Below are 16489 nucleotides of genomic sequence, written 5' to 3'. Positions count from 1 at the left end.
CTGAAGACCCGAGTGGCCCGGTGCAAGCGCACCGGGCCACTGTTGCACCACCGTCAGGAAACGTCCACGCCGCCGAGCTCCATCTCGGCCACGGCCTCTTCGAGGTCCTCGGCGATGCCCGCCGTCAGATGGCGGATGACAGTGACGGAGTACCCGGCCTGGACGGCGTCCAGCGAAGTGGCCCGGACGCAGTAGTCGGTGGCGATGCCCACCACCACAACGTCCTCGACGTCGTGGCTCTGAAGCCAGTCATCCAGGCCGATTGCGTCCTCGTCCGGTGCGAACCGGCTGGCGTCGGCAGCGCCGGGCTGCCGTTCCCCGGTGGGGACGGCATCCTCTGGCGCCAGGAGCCCTTCGAAACCGGAGTAAGCAGCCGCGTACTGTCCCTTCTGGAAGTACGCCTGGATGTACTCCGTGTCCAGGTCCGGATGCAATTCGGCGCCCCGGGTGCCGGCGACGCAGTGCGGCGGCCAGCTGTCCTTGAAGTCGGGGGTGTCCGAGAAATGGCTGCCCGGATCGATGTGCCAGTCCTGGGTGGCAACAACATGGTCGAACTCGTTGTGGTGGGCGTCCACGTAGTCACTGATGGCCCCCGCCACCGCGGCGCCGCCCTGGACAGCCAGGGAACCGCCCTCGCAGAAGTCGTTCTGGACATCGACGATGATCAGCGCACGCGACATCAGTTCTCCTCGTACATGGTGGGGATGGCGGCCTCTCCGCGCTGGAGGCGGTTGACCACGGGCGGCAGTTCGGCCATCGAATCGGCGTGGCGCTGCCGCGCCCGGAGCACGCCTTCATGCCCGGTCCACCCGGGGACCAGTTCACCGTTCTTCATGAACTGATGCAGCAGCGGGCGGTCGTTGCCGTCATCATCAGGCCGGCGGCCGACACCCACGATCTCGGCAGTGGCGATGCCGTGCTCGTTCATCTTCCGCAGAGCGTACTTGCGTCCGCCCACGCTGGCCTTGTTCTTGGCGGCCTTGGCCACGGAGACGAAGTTGCCGTCGTCGTCCGTGCGGCTCACCAGCTTGTAGACCATGCTGGCGGTGGGCGCACCGGAGCCGGTCACCAGGGACGTTCCCACGCCGTAGGAATCCACCGGCGCGGACTGGAGCGCGGCAATCGCATACTCGTCCAGGTCCGAGGTGACCACGATCTTGGTGTCCTCGTTGCCGAGGTCGTCCAGGAGCCGGCGCACCCACTGCGCCTGGTCCACGAGGTCGCCCGAGTCCAGCCGGACGGCACCCAGCCGGGGACCCGCAAGCTCCACGGCCGTGCGGACGGCCGCCTCGACGTCGTACGTGTCCACAAGGAGGGACGTTCCCTCGCCGAGCGCCGCGATCTGGGCCTCGAAGGCGTCCCGCTCGGTGTCGTGGAGCAGGGTGAAGGAGTGGGCGGCCGTGCCGACGGTCTTGATGCCGTACCGGGCGCCAGCCTCGAGGTTGGACGTGCTGTCGAACCCGGCGATGACGGCGGCGCGGGCGGCGGACGCCGCAGCCTCCTCATGGGTGCGCCGGGATCCCATCTCGATGCACGGGCGGCCGTGCGCGGCGCTGACCATCCGCGAGGCGGCCGAGGCGATGGCGCTGTCATGGTTGAGGACGGACAGGATGTAGGTCTCCAGCATGCACGCCTCGGCGAACGTGCCCTCAACGATCAGGATGGGGGAGTTCGGAAAGTACGCCTCGCCCTCGGCGTAGCCCCAGATGTCGCCCGAGAAGCGGTATGACTCAAGGTATTCCAGGGTCTGGTTATTGACCACTCCGGTGCGGGCCAGGAAGTCCAGTTCCGTCCCGCCGAAGCGGAAGTTGGCGATGCCCTCCAGGAGCCGGCCGGTCCCGGCCACGATCCCGTAGCGCCGGCCGTCCGGCAGCCGCCGGGCGAACGCCTCGAACACCGACTTGCGGTGCGCGGCTCCGGAATGGAGCGACGCCTGCAGCATGGTCAGCTCGTAATGGTCAGTGTAAAAAGACGTGCGGGGATGGTCCCAGCCGGCAGTGGTACTCACGAAAGTCACTCTAGTCCCCACTGGCTCCCACGTCTCGCTTCGCTTCACCGCGGGGCCCTCGCCAGCGTGGACCCACCCACCGGCTCCCACGTCTCGCTTCGCTTCACCGCGGGGCCCTCGCCAGCGTGGGCCCAGCATCCCCATAGAATGGACAGATGACCCTAAGCGTTGCGCTCGGCCCTGATACGCAGGAGGGCACCCGGACCGGAACAGCGGAGGCCACAGACTCCCTGACCGCCCCGGACATCCCTTGGAACCTGGTGATCTGGAACGATCCCGTCAACCTCATGAGCTACGTCAGCTACGTGTTCCAAAGCTATTTCGGCTACTCGGAGAGCAAGGCGAACAAGCTCATGATGGAGGTCCACAGGAAAGGCCGTTCGATCGTGGCGCACGGCAGCAAGGAACAGGTGGAGCGGCACGCGGTGGCCATGCACGGTTTCGGGCTGTGGGCCACCGTGGAGAAAGCGAGCGGCGGCCCCGGCGGCAACTCCGGGAAGTCCGGCGGACCGGGACAGGGCAAGGGGAGACGTGGCTAAGGCATTCAAGTACGGGCTCAAGGGCATTACCGGCTACCTCGAACCCGCCGAGCGCGAGCTCCTGCGCAGCCTGATTGACGACGTCATCTCCATGCTCCAGCCGGAGGAACGGGCTGGCCAGGATCCGCTGGCGGCGCTTATCGGGCTGGACATGGACGTTGCCGAACCGACGGACCGGGCCGTCAGGCGCCTGCTCCCCAACGTCGTGAAGGACGACGGCGCCGCGTCCCTTGAGTTCCGCCAGCTCACCGAGCGCTCGCTCCGGGAGACGAAGATCGGCGCGCTGCGCGCGGCCGCGCTGGACCTGGACAAGGACGAGATTGTGCTGACGCCCGAGGGGGCGAAGCACTGGTCCATGGCACTGAACGATGTCCGCCTGGTCCTGGCCGAGCGCCTGGACATCCGGGACGAGGAGGACGCCGAACACGTCCACCTGATGCAGGACTGGTCCCAGGCAGAGGACGTGGAGAGCTACCTTGCCCTGGTCTACAACTTCGCCACCTGGCTGCAGGAATCACTGGTGCAGGCGATGCTGCAGTCGCTGGAAACCCGGCGTTGAGGATTTCCGGCCGCGCCGTCCCGGCGCCGTGTGACAAATTAGACATGAGTCACAGGCCACAAGATGATGGCTGAGGCATCGGGGAGCACCTATCCTCGAATAATCATGACAACAGCCTCGAGCATGGATCCGCCAGCAACCCGGCAGGCATCCGAAGCGGACGACCTGCAGGCCGCCGCCCTGGAAGCGCGCCCCATTGGTGTCTTCGATTCCGGCGTAGGGGGCCTCACCGTGGCCCGCTCCATCATCGACCAGCTTCCCAATGAGTCCATCCTGTACGTGGGGGACACGGCCCACGGACCGTACGGGCCCCTGCCCATCGCTGAAGTCCGGGCCAACGCCCTGGGCGTGATGGACGAACTCGTGGACTCCGGCGTCAAGCTGCTGACCATCGCCTGCAACTCGGCGTCGGCCGCGGTGCTTAGGGACGCCCGCGAACGGTACACGGCCAAATACGGCATCCCCGTCATCGAGGTCATCCAGCCGGCGGTCCGGCGCGCTGTAGCCGCCACCCGCACCGGACGCGTGGGCGTCATCGGGACATCTGCCACGATCGGATCGCGGGCGTACGAGGATACCTTCGCTGCTGCTCCGGACCTTACCATCACGTCCGTGGCCTGCCCTGAATTCGTCAGTTACGTGGAGGCCGGCATCACCACCGGTCCCGCCCTGCTGGCAGTCGCCGAGGAATACCTGGCGCCGCTGAAGGCCGCGGAGGTGGACACCGTGGTGCTGGGCTGCACCCACTACCCCCTGCTCACCGGCGTCATCTCCTACGTCATGGGGGCCGACGTGACGCTGGTCTCCAGCGCCGAGGAGACCGCCAAGGACGTGTACCGGGCACTTGCGACGCACAACCTCCAGCGCAGCGCCGGAACACCGCCGGAGCACCACTTCGTGGCAACTGGTGACGCCAGCCAGTTCGAGGCCCTGGCCCGCAGGTTCCTCGGCCCCGAGGTGCTGTCCGTCCGCCACGTGGACCATGTGGCAGCGCAGTACCCCACCGGAAGCCTTGCGCGGATAACCCCGGAAATGATTGCCGCGGCCCGGAGCGCCAGGAACCGGCCCCGGATTTCCAACTTCGTCGCAGGACTGGCGGACGCCGGCCGCGCCGGGGGTCCGGCGCTGTGAAACTGACCATCGTGGGCTGCACCGGCTCGTTCCCGGGCCCCGGTTCGCCGGCGTCGTGCTACCTCCTGACCGCCACGGACGGGGAGCGGACGTGGAAGGTGGTCATGGATCTCGGCAGTGGTGCGCTGGGGGCAATCCAGCGCTACACGGACCTTGAAGACATTGACGCGATCTTCCTCACCCACCTGCACCCGGACCACTGCATGGACCTGTGCGGCCTGCACGTTGCCATCCGCTGGAAGCCGGGTGGCTGGGGGCGCGGTCGGATCCCCGTCTGGGGGCCTGCCGCAACTGCCGACCGGATGGCTACGGCCTACGGCCTGGACCTTGACCCCGGCATGCACGAGGAATTCGAGTTCACGAACTGGACCGAACGTGAGCCGGTGACCGTGGGCCCGTTCACCGTGACGCCCTTCGCCGTGAACCATCCCATCGAGGAGGCTTATGCGCTCCGGGTGGAGGTGGTGGAGCCGGACAAGGACGGCAACACGGTTGCCCGCACTTTGACCTATTCCGGCGACACCGATTCCTGTGCCGGGCTGGAGGAAGCCGCCAAGGATGCGGACCTGTTCCTGTGCGAGGCCGCCTTCGAGGAGGGCCGCGACAACGGTATCAAGGATGTCCACCTGACGGGCAAACGCGCAGGTGAGGCCGCCACGGCGGCCGGTGCCCGGCGCCTCCTGCTCACCCACATCCCGGTGTGGACCTCCCAGACCACCGTGATGGCGGAGGCGCGTCCGGTGTTCGCCGGGGACGTGGCCGTGGCCGTCGCCGGAGTGCACTACACCATCTAGCGCCCGCCTGCCTTGCCGGAACTGCCGGTACCGGCAGCAGTGGATAAGCTAAAGGCATGACTTCTGAAGCAACTGCAGTGCCCATCGTGCGCGCCGACGGCCGCGCCCCGGACCAGCTCCGGCCCATCAGCATCACCCGCGGATGGTCCAACCAGGCTGAGGGTTCGGCGCTGATCGAATTCGGCAACACCAGGGTCCTGTGCACCGCCTCCCTGACCGCCGGTGTTCCCCGCTGGCTGAAGGGTGAGGGCCGGGGCTGGGTCACGGCCGAGTACGCCATGCTGCCGCGGGCAACGAACACCCGCTCCGACCGGGAGTCCGTCAAGGGCAAGATCGGCGGCCGCACGCACGAAATCTCGCGGCTCATCGGCCGGTCCCTGCGGTCCATCATCGACACCAAGGCCCTGGGCGAGAACACCATCGTGCTGGACTGCGACGTCCTGCAGGCCGACGGCGGAACCCGCACGGCCGCCATCACCGGCGCCTACGTGGCACTTGCCGATTCCATCCGTTTCGCCCGTGACAACAAGCTCATTGCCAAGACCGCGCAGCCGCTGATCGACACCATCGCCGCCGTCTCGGTCGGCATCATCGACGGCGTGCCCATGCTGGACCTGCCGTACGTCGAGGACGTCCGTGCGGAAACCGACATGAACGTGGTGGTGACTGGCGCCGGCAAGTTTGTTGAGGTGCAGGGCACTGCCGAGGGTGCGCCGTTCGACCGCGAGGAGCTGGACAAGCTCCTGGACCTGGCCCTGCTGGGCACCACCCAGCTCGCGGCCATCCAGCGTGAGACCCTGGCAGACACCCTGTGAGCGCGGCCGGCGCCGCCCCCCGATTGGTCCTCGCCACGCACAATAAGGGCAAACTCCGGGAGCTGCGTGAGCTGCTGCGCGGCCAGGTCCCGGGGCTCGACGTCGACACGCAGGTGGTGGACGCGGCGGCGGCAGGTGCGCCTGACGTCGTCGAAACCGGCGTGACGTTCGCCGAGAATTCGCTGCTGAAGGCGCGGGCCGTTGCCGATGCCACCGGCCTGGTGGCCATCGCCGACGATTCCGGGCTCGCGGTCGACGTCATGGGCGGGGCCCCCGGCATTTTTTCCGCGCGCTGGTCCGGCAGCCACGGCGACGACGCCGCCAACCTCGCACTCCTGCTGAACCAGCTTTCGGACGTCCCGGACCGGCACCGCGGTGCGGCGTTCGTGTGTGCGGCCGCCCTGGCCGTGCCCGCAACGGACGGCGGCCCGGGGCGGGAGGTGGTGGAGTACGGGCAGCTGGAGGGCGTCCTGCTCCGCCAGCCGCGCGGCGAGGGCGGGTTCGGCTACGATCCCGTGCTCCAGCCGGTGGGGGAGCAGCGCAGTTGCGCGGAGCTCTCCGCAGAGGAGAAGAACGCCATCAGCCACCGCGGCAAGGCCTTCCGTGCCCTGCTGCCGTCCATCGTGGAGGCGCTGCGGGCCGCGGATTCCTGACCCGGGCCTGCTTCAGCCGCAGGCCTTAAACGCAGAGGGTGCGCTGCCCCGGCCGGGAAAGCGCACCCTCTGCGTTTGACTGGTTGCCTAGGGAAGGCGCCGCGTCTTCTGCTCGTCCTCGGGAGCGTGCTCCTCGATGAATTCGTCCACCGGGTCGGTGCCGTAGGCTGCTGCCTGGCGCCTGGCGGACAGGCCGCGGAGAACCTCGATGCCGATCGGCAGGACCGAAACCAGCACGATGGCGATGAAGATGATGTCCAGGTTGTCCCGGATCCACGGGATGCGGTCGCCCAGGAGGTAGCCCAGCAGGGTGACGCCGCCGCCCCAGAGCACGGCCCCGATGACGTTGTACAGGAAGAACTTTTTGCGGCTCATCTGGGCCACACCCACGATGACCGGGACGAACGTGCGGATGATGGGAACGAACCGGGCCAGGATCAGCGCCTTCCCGCCGTGCTTTTCGAAGAAGGCGTGAGCGTTTTCGACGTTCTCGCGCTTGAAGAGCCTGGAGTTGGGCTTGTTGAAGATGGCCGGCCCCGCTTTGGAACCGATGAGGTACCCGGTCTGGTTGCCGATGATGGCGGAAATCACAATCAGCAGCGCGAACAGCCAGACGTTGAACTTGATGGTGTCCGTGGCCACCAGCAGGCCGGCGGTGAACAGCATGGAGTCACCGGGCAGGAAGAACCCCACCAGCAAGCCGGTTTCCGCGAAGACGATGCCGCAGACCAGCAGGACCACCCAAGGGGCAAGGGCTGGATCGGCCAGGAAGACTTGGGGGTTCAGCCAGTCGGGCAGGAAGGAGGCCAGCTGCGGCTGGACCGGTCCTGCCCCGCCCAGCATGGACACGGCGAGGTCGTTCATCACAGGAAAGTTCACCCTCCAAGGGTACTTGACGGGTCTGTGCCTGAAGGGCCCGGCGGGCCCGCGGCGGTAAGGTGGGGGCCGTGGGTTTGGACTTTACTGCGATCGACTTCGAGACGGCGAACGGCTTCAGGGGCTCTCCCTGCGCAGTGGGGCTCACCAAAGTGCGGGGCGGCCGGATTGTGGACGAGGCCTCGTGGCTGATGCGGCCGCCGCGGAACCATGACCATTTCGATTTCCACAACGTCCGGATCCATGGCATCAGTGCCGCAGACGTCGCGGACCGGCCGCGGTTCGGGGACCTGTTCGCCGAAATCGGGGCATTCATCGGCGACGACGTGCTGGCAGCCCACAATGCGGCATTCGACCTCGGGGTTATCCGCTCCGCCCTGGAGGTGTCCGGCCTTCCGGGGCCAGCCTACGAGTACGTCTGCACAGTGATGCTGTCACGGCGGTGCTATTCGCTGGTGTCCAACTCTCTGCCGTTCGCCGCCGAGGAAGCCGGCGTGCCGTTGGTCAAGCACCACGACGCCGCGGAGGATGCCCGGGCCTGCGCGGGAATCCTCATCGACATCGCCCGCCGCAACAGTGCCAACAGCATCGCCGAACTTTACCTTTCCCTGGGGCTCGCGGTGCCGCGGCAGCAGGCCTTCGACCCGGCGGTGGATCCGCTGTCCAAACCCAGCCTTGCCGCCGTCGCCGGCATGTCGCTGACGGGACCATCCGGCAACGGTGCGGCGCTGGCCCGGCCCTTCCGCTCCGGCTGGCCGGAGGAAGGCATCAACCCCGAACCCAACCCCGACGCCGGGCCCGGGCATCCGTTGTTCGGCCAGACCGTCGTCTTCACGGGCCAGCTGTCCATCGGGCGCCCCGAGGCGAAAGTGAGGAGCGCCGAGGTGGGGGCACGGACCGAAAGCCGGGTGACCGGGCGTACCACTGTCCTGGTGGTGGGTGACGGCTTCGTGGCCTCGGACCTTCGTTCGGGCAGGCTGACAGGCAAGGCGCGCCGCGTCCTGGAGCTCCATGAGCGGGGCCAGGCGATTGAGGTGCTGTCCGAGGGCGAGTTCCTTCAGATGGTGCCCGCGGCGGAACCGGCCACCGTCTAGGCGGGCCCGGGTGCTCCGGCGCCTGCTGGCATCAGCCTTCGCCGGTAGTGACGCGGACCAGGAGGTCCGCCATGCCGCGGATAACGTCGGGCGCCTCCAGGGCTTCAAGCCAGTCGCCGGGCAGGCAGTCCTCGCCGTAGTGGGCGCCGAGGATGTTCCCGGCCACGGAGGCGGTGGAGTCGCTGTCGCCGCCATGGTTGACGGCCAGGGTGATGGCGTCCCGGAAGTGCCGGACGGCCGGTGAGTCCTGCCCGGCAGCGTCACCCGGGACGGTGGCCAACACAGCGTAGAGTGCGACGGCGAGCGCCTCCTCAGCCACCCAGCCTCCGCCCAGTGCCTGCGTCAGTTCCTCCGGCTCAACGATGCCCTTGTGTGCCAGGTGGAGGGCAGCCTGCAGCCGTTCCGGCAGCTCGGGGGCCACGCCGGTGATGGTTGCGGCATGGGCCGTTACGCCGGCTGCCGCCTCCGCCAGCCCCTCGCCCGAGACCAGCCTGTGGATCAGGAGGCTGAAGATCCCGGCACTTTGCCGGGCGGACGGATGGCCGTGCGTGAGGGAGGCGGCATCGAAACTCAGTTTGTACACTGCGTCGGGCGTGATGTGCGGGACCAGCCCGAACGGTGCCGACCGCATCACCGTGCCGCAGCCCTTCGACTCCGCATTGACCGGGCGCGCCGCGGTGCCCATCTCGCCGGTCGCCAGCCCTGAGATGCAGGCCTTGCCGGGGTTCCTGCGCTGGTGCAGCACGGTGTGTCCATCGATCCAGCGCGGCTGTGGAACGGGGGCAGAAGCCGGGGCGGTCTCGCCTTGGGTGGCGAGCCACCGCAGGTAGGCGAGCCAGAGGCAGGCGTTGACGTCCGCCCCCACACCCGAGTTGGCCCACTCCAGCGCCTCCACCAGCCCGTCCACGGTGTAGAGCGTCAGCTGAGTATCGTCCGAGAAGTGGCTGCCGCCGGACAATGCTTCAAAGCTGGTGAGCCCGTCCGCGCCGAAGCGGCGCCGGATCTCGTCCATGCCGTCGGACTCCACCGCGTAACCCAGCGAATCGCCCAGCGCGCCGCCCAGCAGGGAACCGTGGATGCGTGACTTCAAAGTGGGTGCGGGTGCGCCGGCGTGGATGCTCATGCAGTAAATTTACCGTGGCACCCGGACCCGTTCCCGCCGGCGTCTTGCTCGCTCCGGGCCGCTCAGCAAACCTCCAGCCTGGGCTGGAATAATGTTCAGGCTGCCTGGCGGCAGCACCCGCATGAACACCGACTTGAAGGTTCCACGATGAGCACCCCCATTCCAGCCCGACCCGACGCCCTGAACGCCAGCCCGGACGCCGTCCGGCCCGGCCTGATGCCCAGGCTGGCTGCCGAGGGGTTCGGCAGCCTGTTCCTGGCCGTCGCCGGCCTGGGGGTGCCGCTGTTCAGCATCCCGCAGTCCAGCCCGATGCCTGCAGCGCTCGCCACCGGCCTGGCCGTGACCGCTGCGATGCTCGCGTTCGGCCACGTTTCGGGCGGCCACTTCAACCCGGCCATCACCCTGGGCCACCTCCTGGCGGGACGCATCCGTGCCGGGGCTGCCGCTGCCTACGTGGCGGCCCAGCTTGCCGGGGCGTCACTGGGTGCACTGGCGCTTTACGCGGTCCTGCGGACCCTTCCCGGGATTGCGGACAGCCGCACGGCGTTCGACACAGTCACCGCCGGCTTTGGCGAGCACTCCATCGTCCAGGCGCCACTGGCCGCCGTGCTGCTCCTGGAGGTCCTCGGCGCCGCCATCATCGTCTCCGTGTTCCTCGGCGCAGCAGCCCGCGGCCGGGCAAGCAGCGCCGCTGCGCCGGTTGCCGTTGGCTTGACGTTCGCGGCCCTGCTGCAGCTGGGACAGGCGGTGGGCAACCTGCCGTTCAACCCGGCGCGTGCCACCGCATCCGCATTCTTCAGCTCAGGCTGGGCGATGGAACAGCTGTGGGTTTTCCTTGCCGCGCCGCTGGCCGGCGCAGCCATCGCCGGCCTGGTGTTCCGCACCTTCCGGGGTGTTGATCCGGCAGGTGAAGGCGCCGTTGCAGAACCGCAGGCAGGCGCCGAACCTGGCGAGCCCGGCGGTTTGGACGTGTCCGACGACGAAGGCCGCGCAGCGCCCCTGGCCGCCCCGGCGGGGGAAACGTCACTCTCCGGAAGGGACAGGGACGGCGGCCCCAGCGAGGCACAGGAATTCTTCGAGGGCAAGAAGGGCTGAAAGCAGGCAGCTGCGGCGGTGGCGCAAACTGTCAGTGGCTCCCGCTAGCTTGGGAATATGCGGTTACTACACACATCGGACTGGCACCTGGGCCGCTCCTTCCACGGCGTGGGCATGCTGGAGTCCCAGCGCGCCTTCATCAACCAGCTCGTCGAGGCGGTCGCCGGGCACCAGGTGGATGTTGTCCTGATCGCCGGTGATGTCTACGACCGCGCCCTGCCGGGCGTGGACGTGGTCCACCTGCTGGACGAGGCGCTGGTCCGGCTCACGTCGGCTGGCGCCAAGGTGGTGCTGACCAGCGGAAACCACGACTCCGCCATCCGCCTCGGCTTTGCCGCGCGGCTGTTGGAACGCGGGGGCGTGCACCTCCGGACCCGTGTGGAGAACCTGGACGAGCCATTGCTGTTGCCACTCGGCGCGGACCGGGCCGGGAAGGAAGCCGTACTGGCCATCTACGGCATCCCCTGGCTTGAGCCCCGGCTTGTCGCGGGGCAGCTGGGCGTGCAGACGGCCAGCCACTTCGAGGTCACCCAGGCTGCCACAAAGCTCATCCGGGAAGACATTGAGCGCCGTGCGGCCACCTCCACTGTCCACCCGGTGGTCTTGGCCCACACCTTCGCCAGCGGCGGCATCAGCTCGGACAGCGAACGCGATCTCAGCATCGGGGGAGTGGGTGCCGTCCCCCTGGACCTCTTCGAGGGTTTCAGCTACACCGCCCTCGGCCACCTGCACGGCCGCCAGGCATTGTCCCCGGAGGTGCGGTATTCCGGATCCCCGCTGGCCTATTCCTTTTCAGAGGCGCGGCACCGGAAAGGGGCCTGGCTGGTGGACATTGGAGCGGATGGGGTCAAGGGCGTGGACGAAGTGCTGTTCGAAGCACCCCGCACCCTGGCTGTCCTGCGGGGTCCATTGCAGGACCTCCTGGAGTCGCCGGAGCACGGATGGGCGGAAACCGCCTACTGCCAGATCACCCTCACGGACGCGCAACGGCCCGCCCGGGCAATGGACCGGCTCCGGGCGCGGTTTCCTGACACCCTGGTCCTGGGCTTCGACCCCCAGGGCGGGACAGCCGCCAGTACCGCCACCTACAGCAGCAGGCTCGCCGAGGCACCGGACGACCTCGCTGTGTGCTGCGGGTTCCTGGAGCACGTGCGCGGCCGCGTCCCGGACGCGGCTGAGCAAGCAGCCCTTGCCGCCGCCCTTGAGAACGTCCGTTACCTGGAGGGTTCCCGATGAGGATCCACCACCTGCGCATCTCCGGCTTCGGCCCCTTTGCCGGCACCGAAGACATCGATTTTGACCGGTTGAGCGGCCACGGACTGTTCCTCCTCAACGGACCCACCGGCGCCGGAAAGACCAGCGTCCTGGATGCCATTTGCTTTGCCCTGTACGGGTCCGTTCCCGGGGCCCGCCAGGACGGCAAGCGGCTGCGCAGCGACCATGCTGAACCCGGACAGGAGCCAGCGGTCAGCTGTGAATTCTCGGCACAGGGGCGGCGGTTTGAAGTGACGCGCTCGCCGGCCTGGGACAAGCCCAGTACGCGGGGCAAGAACGGGTTCACCACGCAGCAGGCCAAGACGCTCCTTCGGGAGCTCGTGGACGGCGCGTGGGTGGAGAAATCGGCACGGAATGACGAGGCCGGAGTTGAGATCCTGGCCCTGCTAGGCATGGACCGGGAACAGTTCACCCGCGTGGTGATGCTTCCGCAGGGCGACTTTGCCGCATTCCTGCGGTCAAAGGCTGCGGACCGGCTGGAGCTGCTGCAAAAACTCTTCGGCACCCAGCGTTTTGAGGCCCTGGAACAGGAACTCTCGCGCCAGGCAGGTGAGGCAAGGGAGAAAGTCTCTGCCCTGGCCGGGCAACTCGAAGTCCTCGCGGCACGGGCAGAGTCCGAAGCAGCTGCCGTGGAGCTGGATGCGGCAGACGCCCCGCCCGCCGAGAATATGGCCGCACGGCTGGAATGGCTGCGCGATGCAGTCGGGCAACGCTTGGACCACCTGACGGACCTGGCAAAGGCGGCCGACATGGAGAGCGGCACGCAAGCGCGCGCCGTTGATGAAGAAGGCGCCAGGATAGAACGGTGCCGCAGGCTTGAGACCGCAGGATCCCGCCGGGCAGCTGTCCAGGAGGCCGCGCCGCGGCTGGAAAGCCTGGCCCTTCGCCTGGCGCGCCACCGGCAGGCAGCGGTCCTCGACGGGCACCTGAAGGGCGTGGACGCGGCCGAGGCCAGGGTAAGGAATGCCGCCGGCGCCGCCGAGTCCGCAATCACACTGCTTCGCCTCGCCGCGGAAGACAGCAGTGAGCTTGCGCGGCTGGATCCAGGCTGGGCCGAAGAGCCTGACCAGGATAATGCTGGTTTGCAGTGTGCAGGGCTGGCCGGTGCCGGCGCTGCGGCTGCCGCTGGGGAGCTGGGGCGCCTGCGCTCGCTCCTGGCGGTCGTCGAGGCAAGGTTGCCCGACGAGGACAGGCTGCAGGCCCTCCGCAAGCAGCAGAACCGGCTGGCCGGGAAGCAACAGGAACTGGAAGGAGGGATCTCCGGACTGGACCACCGCCTGGCATCGCTCCAGGAAGAACGCGACCGGCTGGCTGGCGGCCTGGAACGGTTGGTCCAGCACGCCGGGACCGCCGCGCTGCGGACCAAGGAAGCTGCAGCGGCCACTGAATTGCTGGACGTTGTCCGCCGGCACGCTGCGGCTGCCGCAGCCCGTGACTCCGTGAAGCTGCGGTACGACGCCTCCCGCGACAACCAGCTGGAAGCCAAACGCCGGTGGCTGGATCTTCGGGAAGAGCGGCTGGCAAACGCAGCTGCCGAGCTGGCCGCGCAGCTGGTCGAGGGTGAGCCGTGCGCGGTTTGCGGCAGCAGCGACCATCCCGCCCCCGCCGCTGCCGGGTCCGGAGGCCCGGGCCTGGCCCAGGAGGAGGACGCCGCCCACGCCGCCTATGAAGCTGCAGAAGCCGCCTTCGCCCTGGTTAGTGCAGAACTGACTGAAGCGAACCAGCAGGTGGCCGTCCTCGCAGGCCAGGGCGGGGACACACCCGAAACTGAAGCCCTGGGCGGCGCGGAAGCGGCCCGTGCCGCGGCCGCCGAAGCCGACGCTGCAGTCAAGGAACTTGCGGCAGTCAGGACCCGCCTGGATGCCCTGGATGCAGACCTCGCCGCCGGCCAGGCGTCAAAGGCCGGAATGGAAGCGGAACTGCACCAGGCAAACGGCTCCTTGGCAGATTTGTCCGGGCAGTCTGCCTCGCTGGACCAGGCGCTGTCGGAGCTGCGCGGCGGCCACCGCACCTTGTCCCATCGACTGCGGTCCTTGGAGGACGCGGTTGCTGTGCTGGACAAGGCCGTGGAGGCCGCGGCACAACTGGAGCGTGCGCGGACGCAGGCCGAGGACGCCCGGATACAGCTGGAGCTGGCACTGCCTGAGGCGGGCTTCGCCACTGCCGAAGAAGCCAGGCAGCAGCTGCTTCCCTCCGCCCAGGCAGCCATCCTGGAGGATGAGGTCCGTGCCGCCCGGGATGAGGCAGCCAGAGTGGACGAACTCTTTGCGTCGGAGGACATCGTGCTGGCGCTTGAAGAACAGGCCGCCGGATTCACCGTTGACGAGCAACGGTTTGCCGCCTTGCGTGACGCCGCCGCTGCTGCCCGTCAGGAAGCGCGCGATGCCCAGCTCGTGGCCGGCATGGCGGGCCGCTGCCTGGAATCTCTGGCCGCCATCAGCGCAGAGTATGAGACATTGAGCGAGTCTGTCCGGGGGCCAGCCGACCATGCACAGATGCTCGCCGGCTTGGCCGATGCCGCGGCCGGCCGGGGGGAGAACACGTACAGGATGAGCCTGAACAGCTACGTCCTGGCGGCGCGGCTTGAGCAGGTGGCCCTCGCTGCGTCCGAGCGCCTGGTGGCGATGAGTGATGGCCGCTACCTGCTGCAGCACACCGATGCCAAGGCCGCCAGGGGTGCCAAGTCCGGGCTGGGTTTGGAGGTGGTGGACCAATGGACCGGGTATCGCCGCGATACTTCCACCCTGTCCGGCGGTGAATCGTTCATGGCATCCCTGTCCCTGGCGCTTGGCCTTGCGGACGTCGTGCAGCAGGAAGCAGGCGGCGTCGAGATCGAGACACTATTTGTCGACGAGGGATTCGGGAGCCTGGACGAGCAGTCGCTGGAGCAGGTCATGGACGCGCTGGAAGGACTGCGCGACGGGGGGCGCGTGGTGGGGCTCGTTAGCCACGTCGGCGAAATGAAGCAGCGCATCGGCACCCAGTTGCAGGTGCTGAAGGGCCGGAACGGGTCCACGCTGCGGATATCCGAGGCTGCGGATCTTGGGGCCTGACTGGCCAGTCCCGCCCCGGATACCCCGCGAGGGATCCGGGGGCGCGCTATGACTTCCGCGCTATAATTGTCCGGTTACCGGGTTGCGCGCATCGGGAGGAGGGACGATGCGCATGAACTGAACGAGCCCGGAATGACATCACCAGCCTCCCCGTCCACACACACCGCCAGCCCCAGCAGCCAGGTTTCCCCCTCAGGCACTCCACCGCGGGGGCGGTTCGCCCGGCTTTCCCACCTGGCCGGCCGCGGCTTCATCGCCATTGGGCTCTTCGCCCGCCTGCCATTGGCCATGCTCACCGTCGGCACGCTCACCATGATCACCTCCGTCAGCGGATCCTACGCCGCGGGCGGGACGGCGGCCGGGGCGGTCGGCATCGGCTCGGCCCTGGGTGCCCCCGTGCTTGGTGCCCTTGCCGACAGGCGGGGGCAGCGTCCAGTCCTGATGGCTTCCGCGCTCATCAACACCGCAGCAGTGGTGGCATTGATCCTCACAGGCACGGGCCTGGGCAGCTCCGGAGGCTTCCACCCGGCAATCCTGGCTGCCGCGTTCGCCGCCGGCGCCAGCTGCCCGCAGGTAGGCCCGCTGGCACGGGTCCGCTGGATGGCCCTGACACTGCATGGGCCTGCGAAGGCCGGCAAGCGGGACCTGGATACCGCCTTGTCCTACGAAAGCACTGCGGATGAGGTGACCTTTGTCCTGGGTCCCGCACTGGTAGGCATCCTCGCCAGCCTCCTGGCTCCCTGGCTTCCGCTGGCGCTTGCTGCAGCGATGACAATCATCCTGGTGCCCGCCTTCGCCGCCCATCCCACCCACCGGGCGGTGCGGCCAGGCCCGAAACGCGCCAAGGGCGACAATGGCACCAAGGACGGCCAGGGCACCATGGTCGCCGGCAGGATCCCCGCGGCGGTGGCCCTGCCCGTGGCGGCCATGGTCTGCATGGGAACTTTCTTCGGCTCCACACAGGCTGCCTTGAGTTCCTTCTCGGCCGGCCAGGCAGGATCTGAACTCGCCGGACTGCTGTACGCCGTCATGGGCCTGAGCTCCGCCGCTGCCGCCCTCTCGGTTGCCTACTGGCCCCAGCGGTTCGGGCTCTCCCGGCGGTGGATCCTGTCTGCAGCGCTGATGGCATTGCTGGCGCTGCTGCTGCTCGTTCCGTCCTCGCTCGCCGCCATGGTGGCAGTCCTGCTCATCCTCGGGCTCCCCGTGGGCCCGGTCATGGTCACCGTTTTCGCGGCCGGCGGCCTGCTGGCACCTGCCGGCCGGCTGGGCACGGTCATGACTGCCTTGGCCAGCGGGATCGTGGCGGGAACAGCGCTCGGCTCTTCCATCGGCGGCTACCTGGCAGAGGCCGGCGGCCACCACGCGGCATTCGCGGTTCCCGTCGGCGCCGCCGTCGTACTGGCGCTGCTCGGAGCCGCGGCCGCCAGGGTCCTGAGCACCCGGCAGGCCGGCAACTGACCGTGGCCTCCCGGGT

The 16489-nt window shown here is 68.4% G+C and carries 15 protein-coding genes; 11 read left to right on the top strand and 4 right to left on the bottom strand.

The annotated features are described in order from the left end of the window. Positions 1-53 precede the first annotated feature (53 nt). Both AC5RU7_RS01110 and AC5RU7_RS01105 read right to left on the bottom strand, forming a co-directional pair. Positions 54-680: an isochorismatase family protein gene (locus tag AC5RU7_RS01110; RefSeq protein ID WP_494050733.1), complete on the bottom strand. Its 627-nt coding sequence runs from the start codon at positions 678-680 to the stop codon at positions 54-56. Continuing rightward, complete coding sequence (locus AC5RU7_RS01105) at positions 680-2008, bottom strand: nicotinate phosphoribosyltransferase (RefSeq protein ID WP_494008619.1); 1329 nt, start codon at positions 2006-2008, stop codon at positions 680-682. Before AC5RU7_RS01105 ends, AC5RU7_RS01110 begins: the two co-directional genes overlap by 1 nt. A 155-nt stretch (positions 2009-2163) precedes the next feature. On the opposite strand from AC5RU7_RS01105, the gene clpS reads away from it, so the two are divergent. The 6 genes from clpS (at position 2164) to rdgB (ending at position 6499) form a co-directional block, all read left to right on the top strand. Next, positions 2164-2547: an ATP-dependent Clp protease adapter ClpS gene (clpS, locus tag AC5RU7_RS01100; RefSeq protein ID WP_494050732.1), complete on the top strand. Its 384-nt coding sequence runs from the start codon at positions 2164-2166 to the stop codon at positions 2545-2547. Then, complete coding sequence (locus AC5RU7_RS01095) at positions 2540-3106, top strand: DUF2017 domain-containing protein (RefSeq protein ID WP_494008618.1); 567 nt, start codon at positions 2540-2542, stop codon at positions 3104-3106. The genes clpS and AC5RU7_RS01095 overlap by 8 nt, the downstream gene beginning before the upstream one ends. Before the next feature lie 123 nt (positions 3107-3229). Further along, positions 3230-4237, top strand: coding sequence for a glutamate racemase (murI, locus tag AC5RU7_RS01090; RefSeq protein WP_494050731.1), 1008 nt, complete (start codon positions 3230-3232; stop codon positions 4235-4237). Continuing rightward, positions 4234-5031 carry an MBL fold metallo-hydrolase gene (locus AC5RU7_RS01085; protein WP_494008617.1) on the top strand — a complete coding sequence of 266 codons (798 nt, stop codon included), beginning with the start codon at positions 4234-4236 and terminating at the stop codon, positions 5029-5031. Before murI ends, AC5RU7_RS01085 begins: the two co-directional genes overlap by 4 nt. Positions 5032-5087: 56 nt before the next feature. Beyond that, complete coding sequence (gene rph, locus AC5RU7_RS01080) at positions 5088-5846, top strand: ribonuclease PH (protein WP_494008616.1); 759 nt, start codon at positions 5088-5090, stop codon at positions 5844-5846. Continuing rightward, positions 5843-6499 (top strand): RdgB/HAM1 family non-canonical purine NTP pyrophosphatase, encoded by a 657-nt coding sequence (rdgB, locus tag AC5RU7_RS01075; RefSeq protein WP_494050730.1) that lies wholly within the window; start codon positions 5843-5845, stop codon positions 6497-6499. Before rph ends, rdgB begins: the two co-directional genes overlap by 4 nt. Before the next feature lie 87 nt (positions 6500-6586). Here rdgB and AC5RU7_RS01070 read toward each other — a convergent pair whose 3' ends face one another. Beyond that, on the bottom strand, positions 6587-7363 hold the full coding sequence (locus AC5RU7_RS01070; protein WP_494008987.1) for a VTT domain-containing protein: 777 nt from the start codon (positions 7361-7363) through the stop codon (positions 6587-6589). 83 nt (positions 7364-7446) lie between these two features. On the opposite strand from AC5RU7_RS01070, the gene AC5RU7_RS01065 reads away from it, so the two are divergent. Next, complete coding sequence (locus tag AC5RU7_RS01065; protein WP_494050729.1) at positions 7447-8469, top strand: 3'-5' exonuclease; 1023 nt, start codon at positions 7447-7449, stop codon at positions 8467-8469. A 31-nt stretch (positions 8470-8500) separates the two neighbouring features. Here AC5RU7_RS01065 and AC5RU7_RS01060 read toward each other — a convergent pair whose 3' ends face one another. Next, positions 8501-9592 (bottom strand): ADP-ribosylglycohydrolase family protein, encoded by a 1092-nt coding sequence (locus AC5RU7_RS01060; RefSeq protein WP_494050728.1) that lies wholly within the window; start codon positions 9590-9592, stop codon positions 8501-8503. A gap of 147 nt (positions 9593-9739) precedes the next feature. Between AC5RU7_RS01060 and AC5RU7_RS01055 the strand changes: the two genes are divergently transcribed. The 4 genes from AC5RU7_RS01055 (at position 9740) to AC5RU7_RS01040 (ending at position 16473) form a co-directional block, all read left to right on the top strand. Then, complete coding sequence (locus tag AC5RU7_RS01055; RefSeq protein WP_494050727.1) at positions 9740-10687, top strand: aquaporin; 948 nt, start codon at positions 9740-9742, stop codon at positions 10685-10687. Between the two features lie 57 nt (positions 10688-10744). Then, positions 10745-11923, top strand: a complete 1179-nt coding sequence (locus tag AC5RU7_RS01050; protein ID WP_494008611.1) for an exonuclease SbcCD subunit D — start codon at positions 10745-10747, stop codon at positions 11921-11923. Then, entirely contained in the window at positions 11920-15015 is a 3096-nt protein-coding gene (locus AC5RU7_RS01045; RefSeq protein ID WP_494050726.1) for an AAA family ATPase, read from the top strand. The genes AC5RU7_RS01050 and AC5RU7_RS01045 overlap by 4 nt, the downstream gene beginning before the upstream one ends. Before the next feature lie 132 nt (positions 15016-15147). Beyond that, on the top strand, positions 15148-16473 hold the full coding sequence (locus AC5RU7_RS01040; RefSeq protein WP_494050725.1) for an MFS transporter: 1326 nt from the start codon (positions 15148-15150) through the stop codon (positions 16471-16473). The last annotated feature ends 16 nt before the right edge of the window (positions 16474-16489 follow it).

The sequence above is a fragment of the Arthrobacter sp. K410C genome, assembly GCF_059090105.1.
The sequence above is the reverse complement of the archived record's forward strand: the minus strand, read 5'-3'. Positions and strand labels throughout refer to the sequence as shown.

Coding starts and splice junctions, on each gene's coding strand:
- AC5RU7_RS01110 (WP_494050733.1), bottom strand. CDS start 680: ATGTCGCGTGCGCTGATCATCGTCGATGTCCAGAACGACTTCTGCGAG.
- clpS (WP_494050732.1), top strand. CDS start 2,164: ATGACCCTAAGCGTTGCGCTCGGCCCTGATACGCAGGAGGGCACCCGG.
- murI (WP_494050731.1), top strand. CDS start 3,230: ATGGATCCGCCAGCAACCCGGCAGGCATCCGAAGCGGACGACCTGCAG.
- rph (WP_494008616.1), top strand. CDS start 5,088: ATGACTTCTGAAGCAACTGCAGTGCCCATCGTGCGCGCCGACGGCCGC.
- AC5RU7_RS01070 (WP_494008987.1), bottom strand. CDS start 7,363: ATGAACGACCTCGCCGTGTCCATGCTGGGCGGGGCAGGACCGGTCCAG.
- AC5RU7_RS01060 (WP_494050728.1), bottom strand. CDS start 9,592: ATGAGCATCCACGCCGGCGCACCCGCACCCACTTTGAAGTCACGCATC.
- AC5RU7_RS01055 (WP_494050727.1), top strand. CDS start 9,740: ATGAGCACCCCCATTCCAGCCCGACCCGACGCCCTGAACGCCAGCCCG.
- AC5RU7_RS01050 (WP_494008611.1), top strand. CDS start 10,745: ATGCGGTTACTACACACATCGGACTGGCACCTGGGCCGCTCCTTCCAC.
- AC5RU7_RS01045 (WP_494050726.1), top strand. CDS start 11,920: ATGAGGATCCACCACCTGCGCATCTCCGGCTTCGGCCCCTTTGCCGGC.
- AC5RU7_RS01040 (WP_494050725.1), top strand. CDS start 15,148: ATGACATCACCAGCCTCCCCGTCCACACACACCGCCAGCCCCAGCAGC.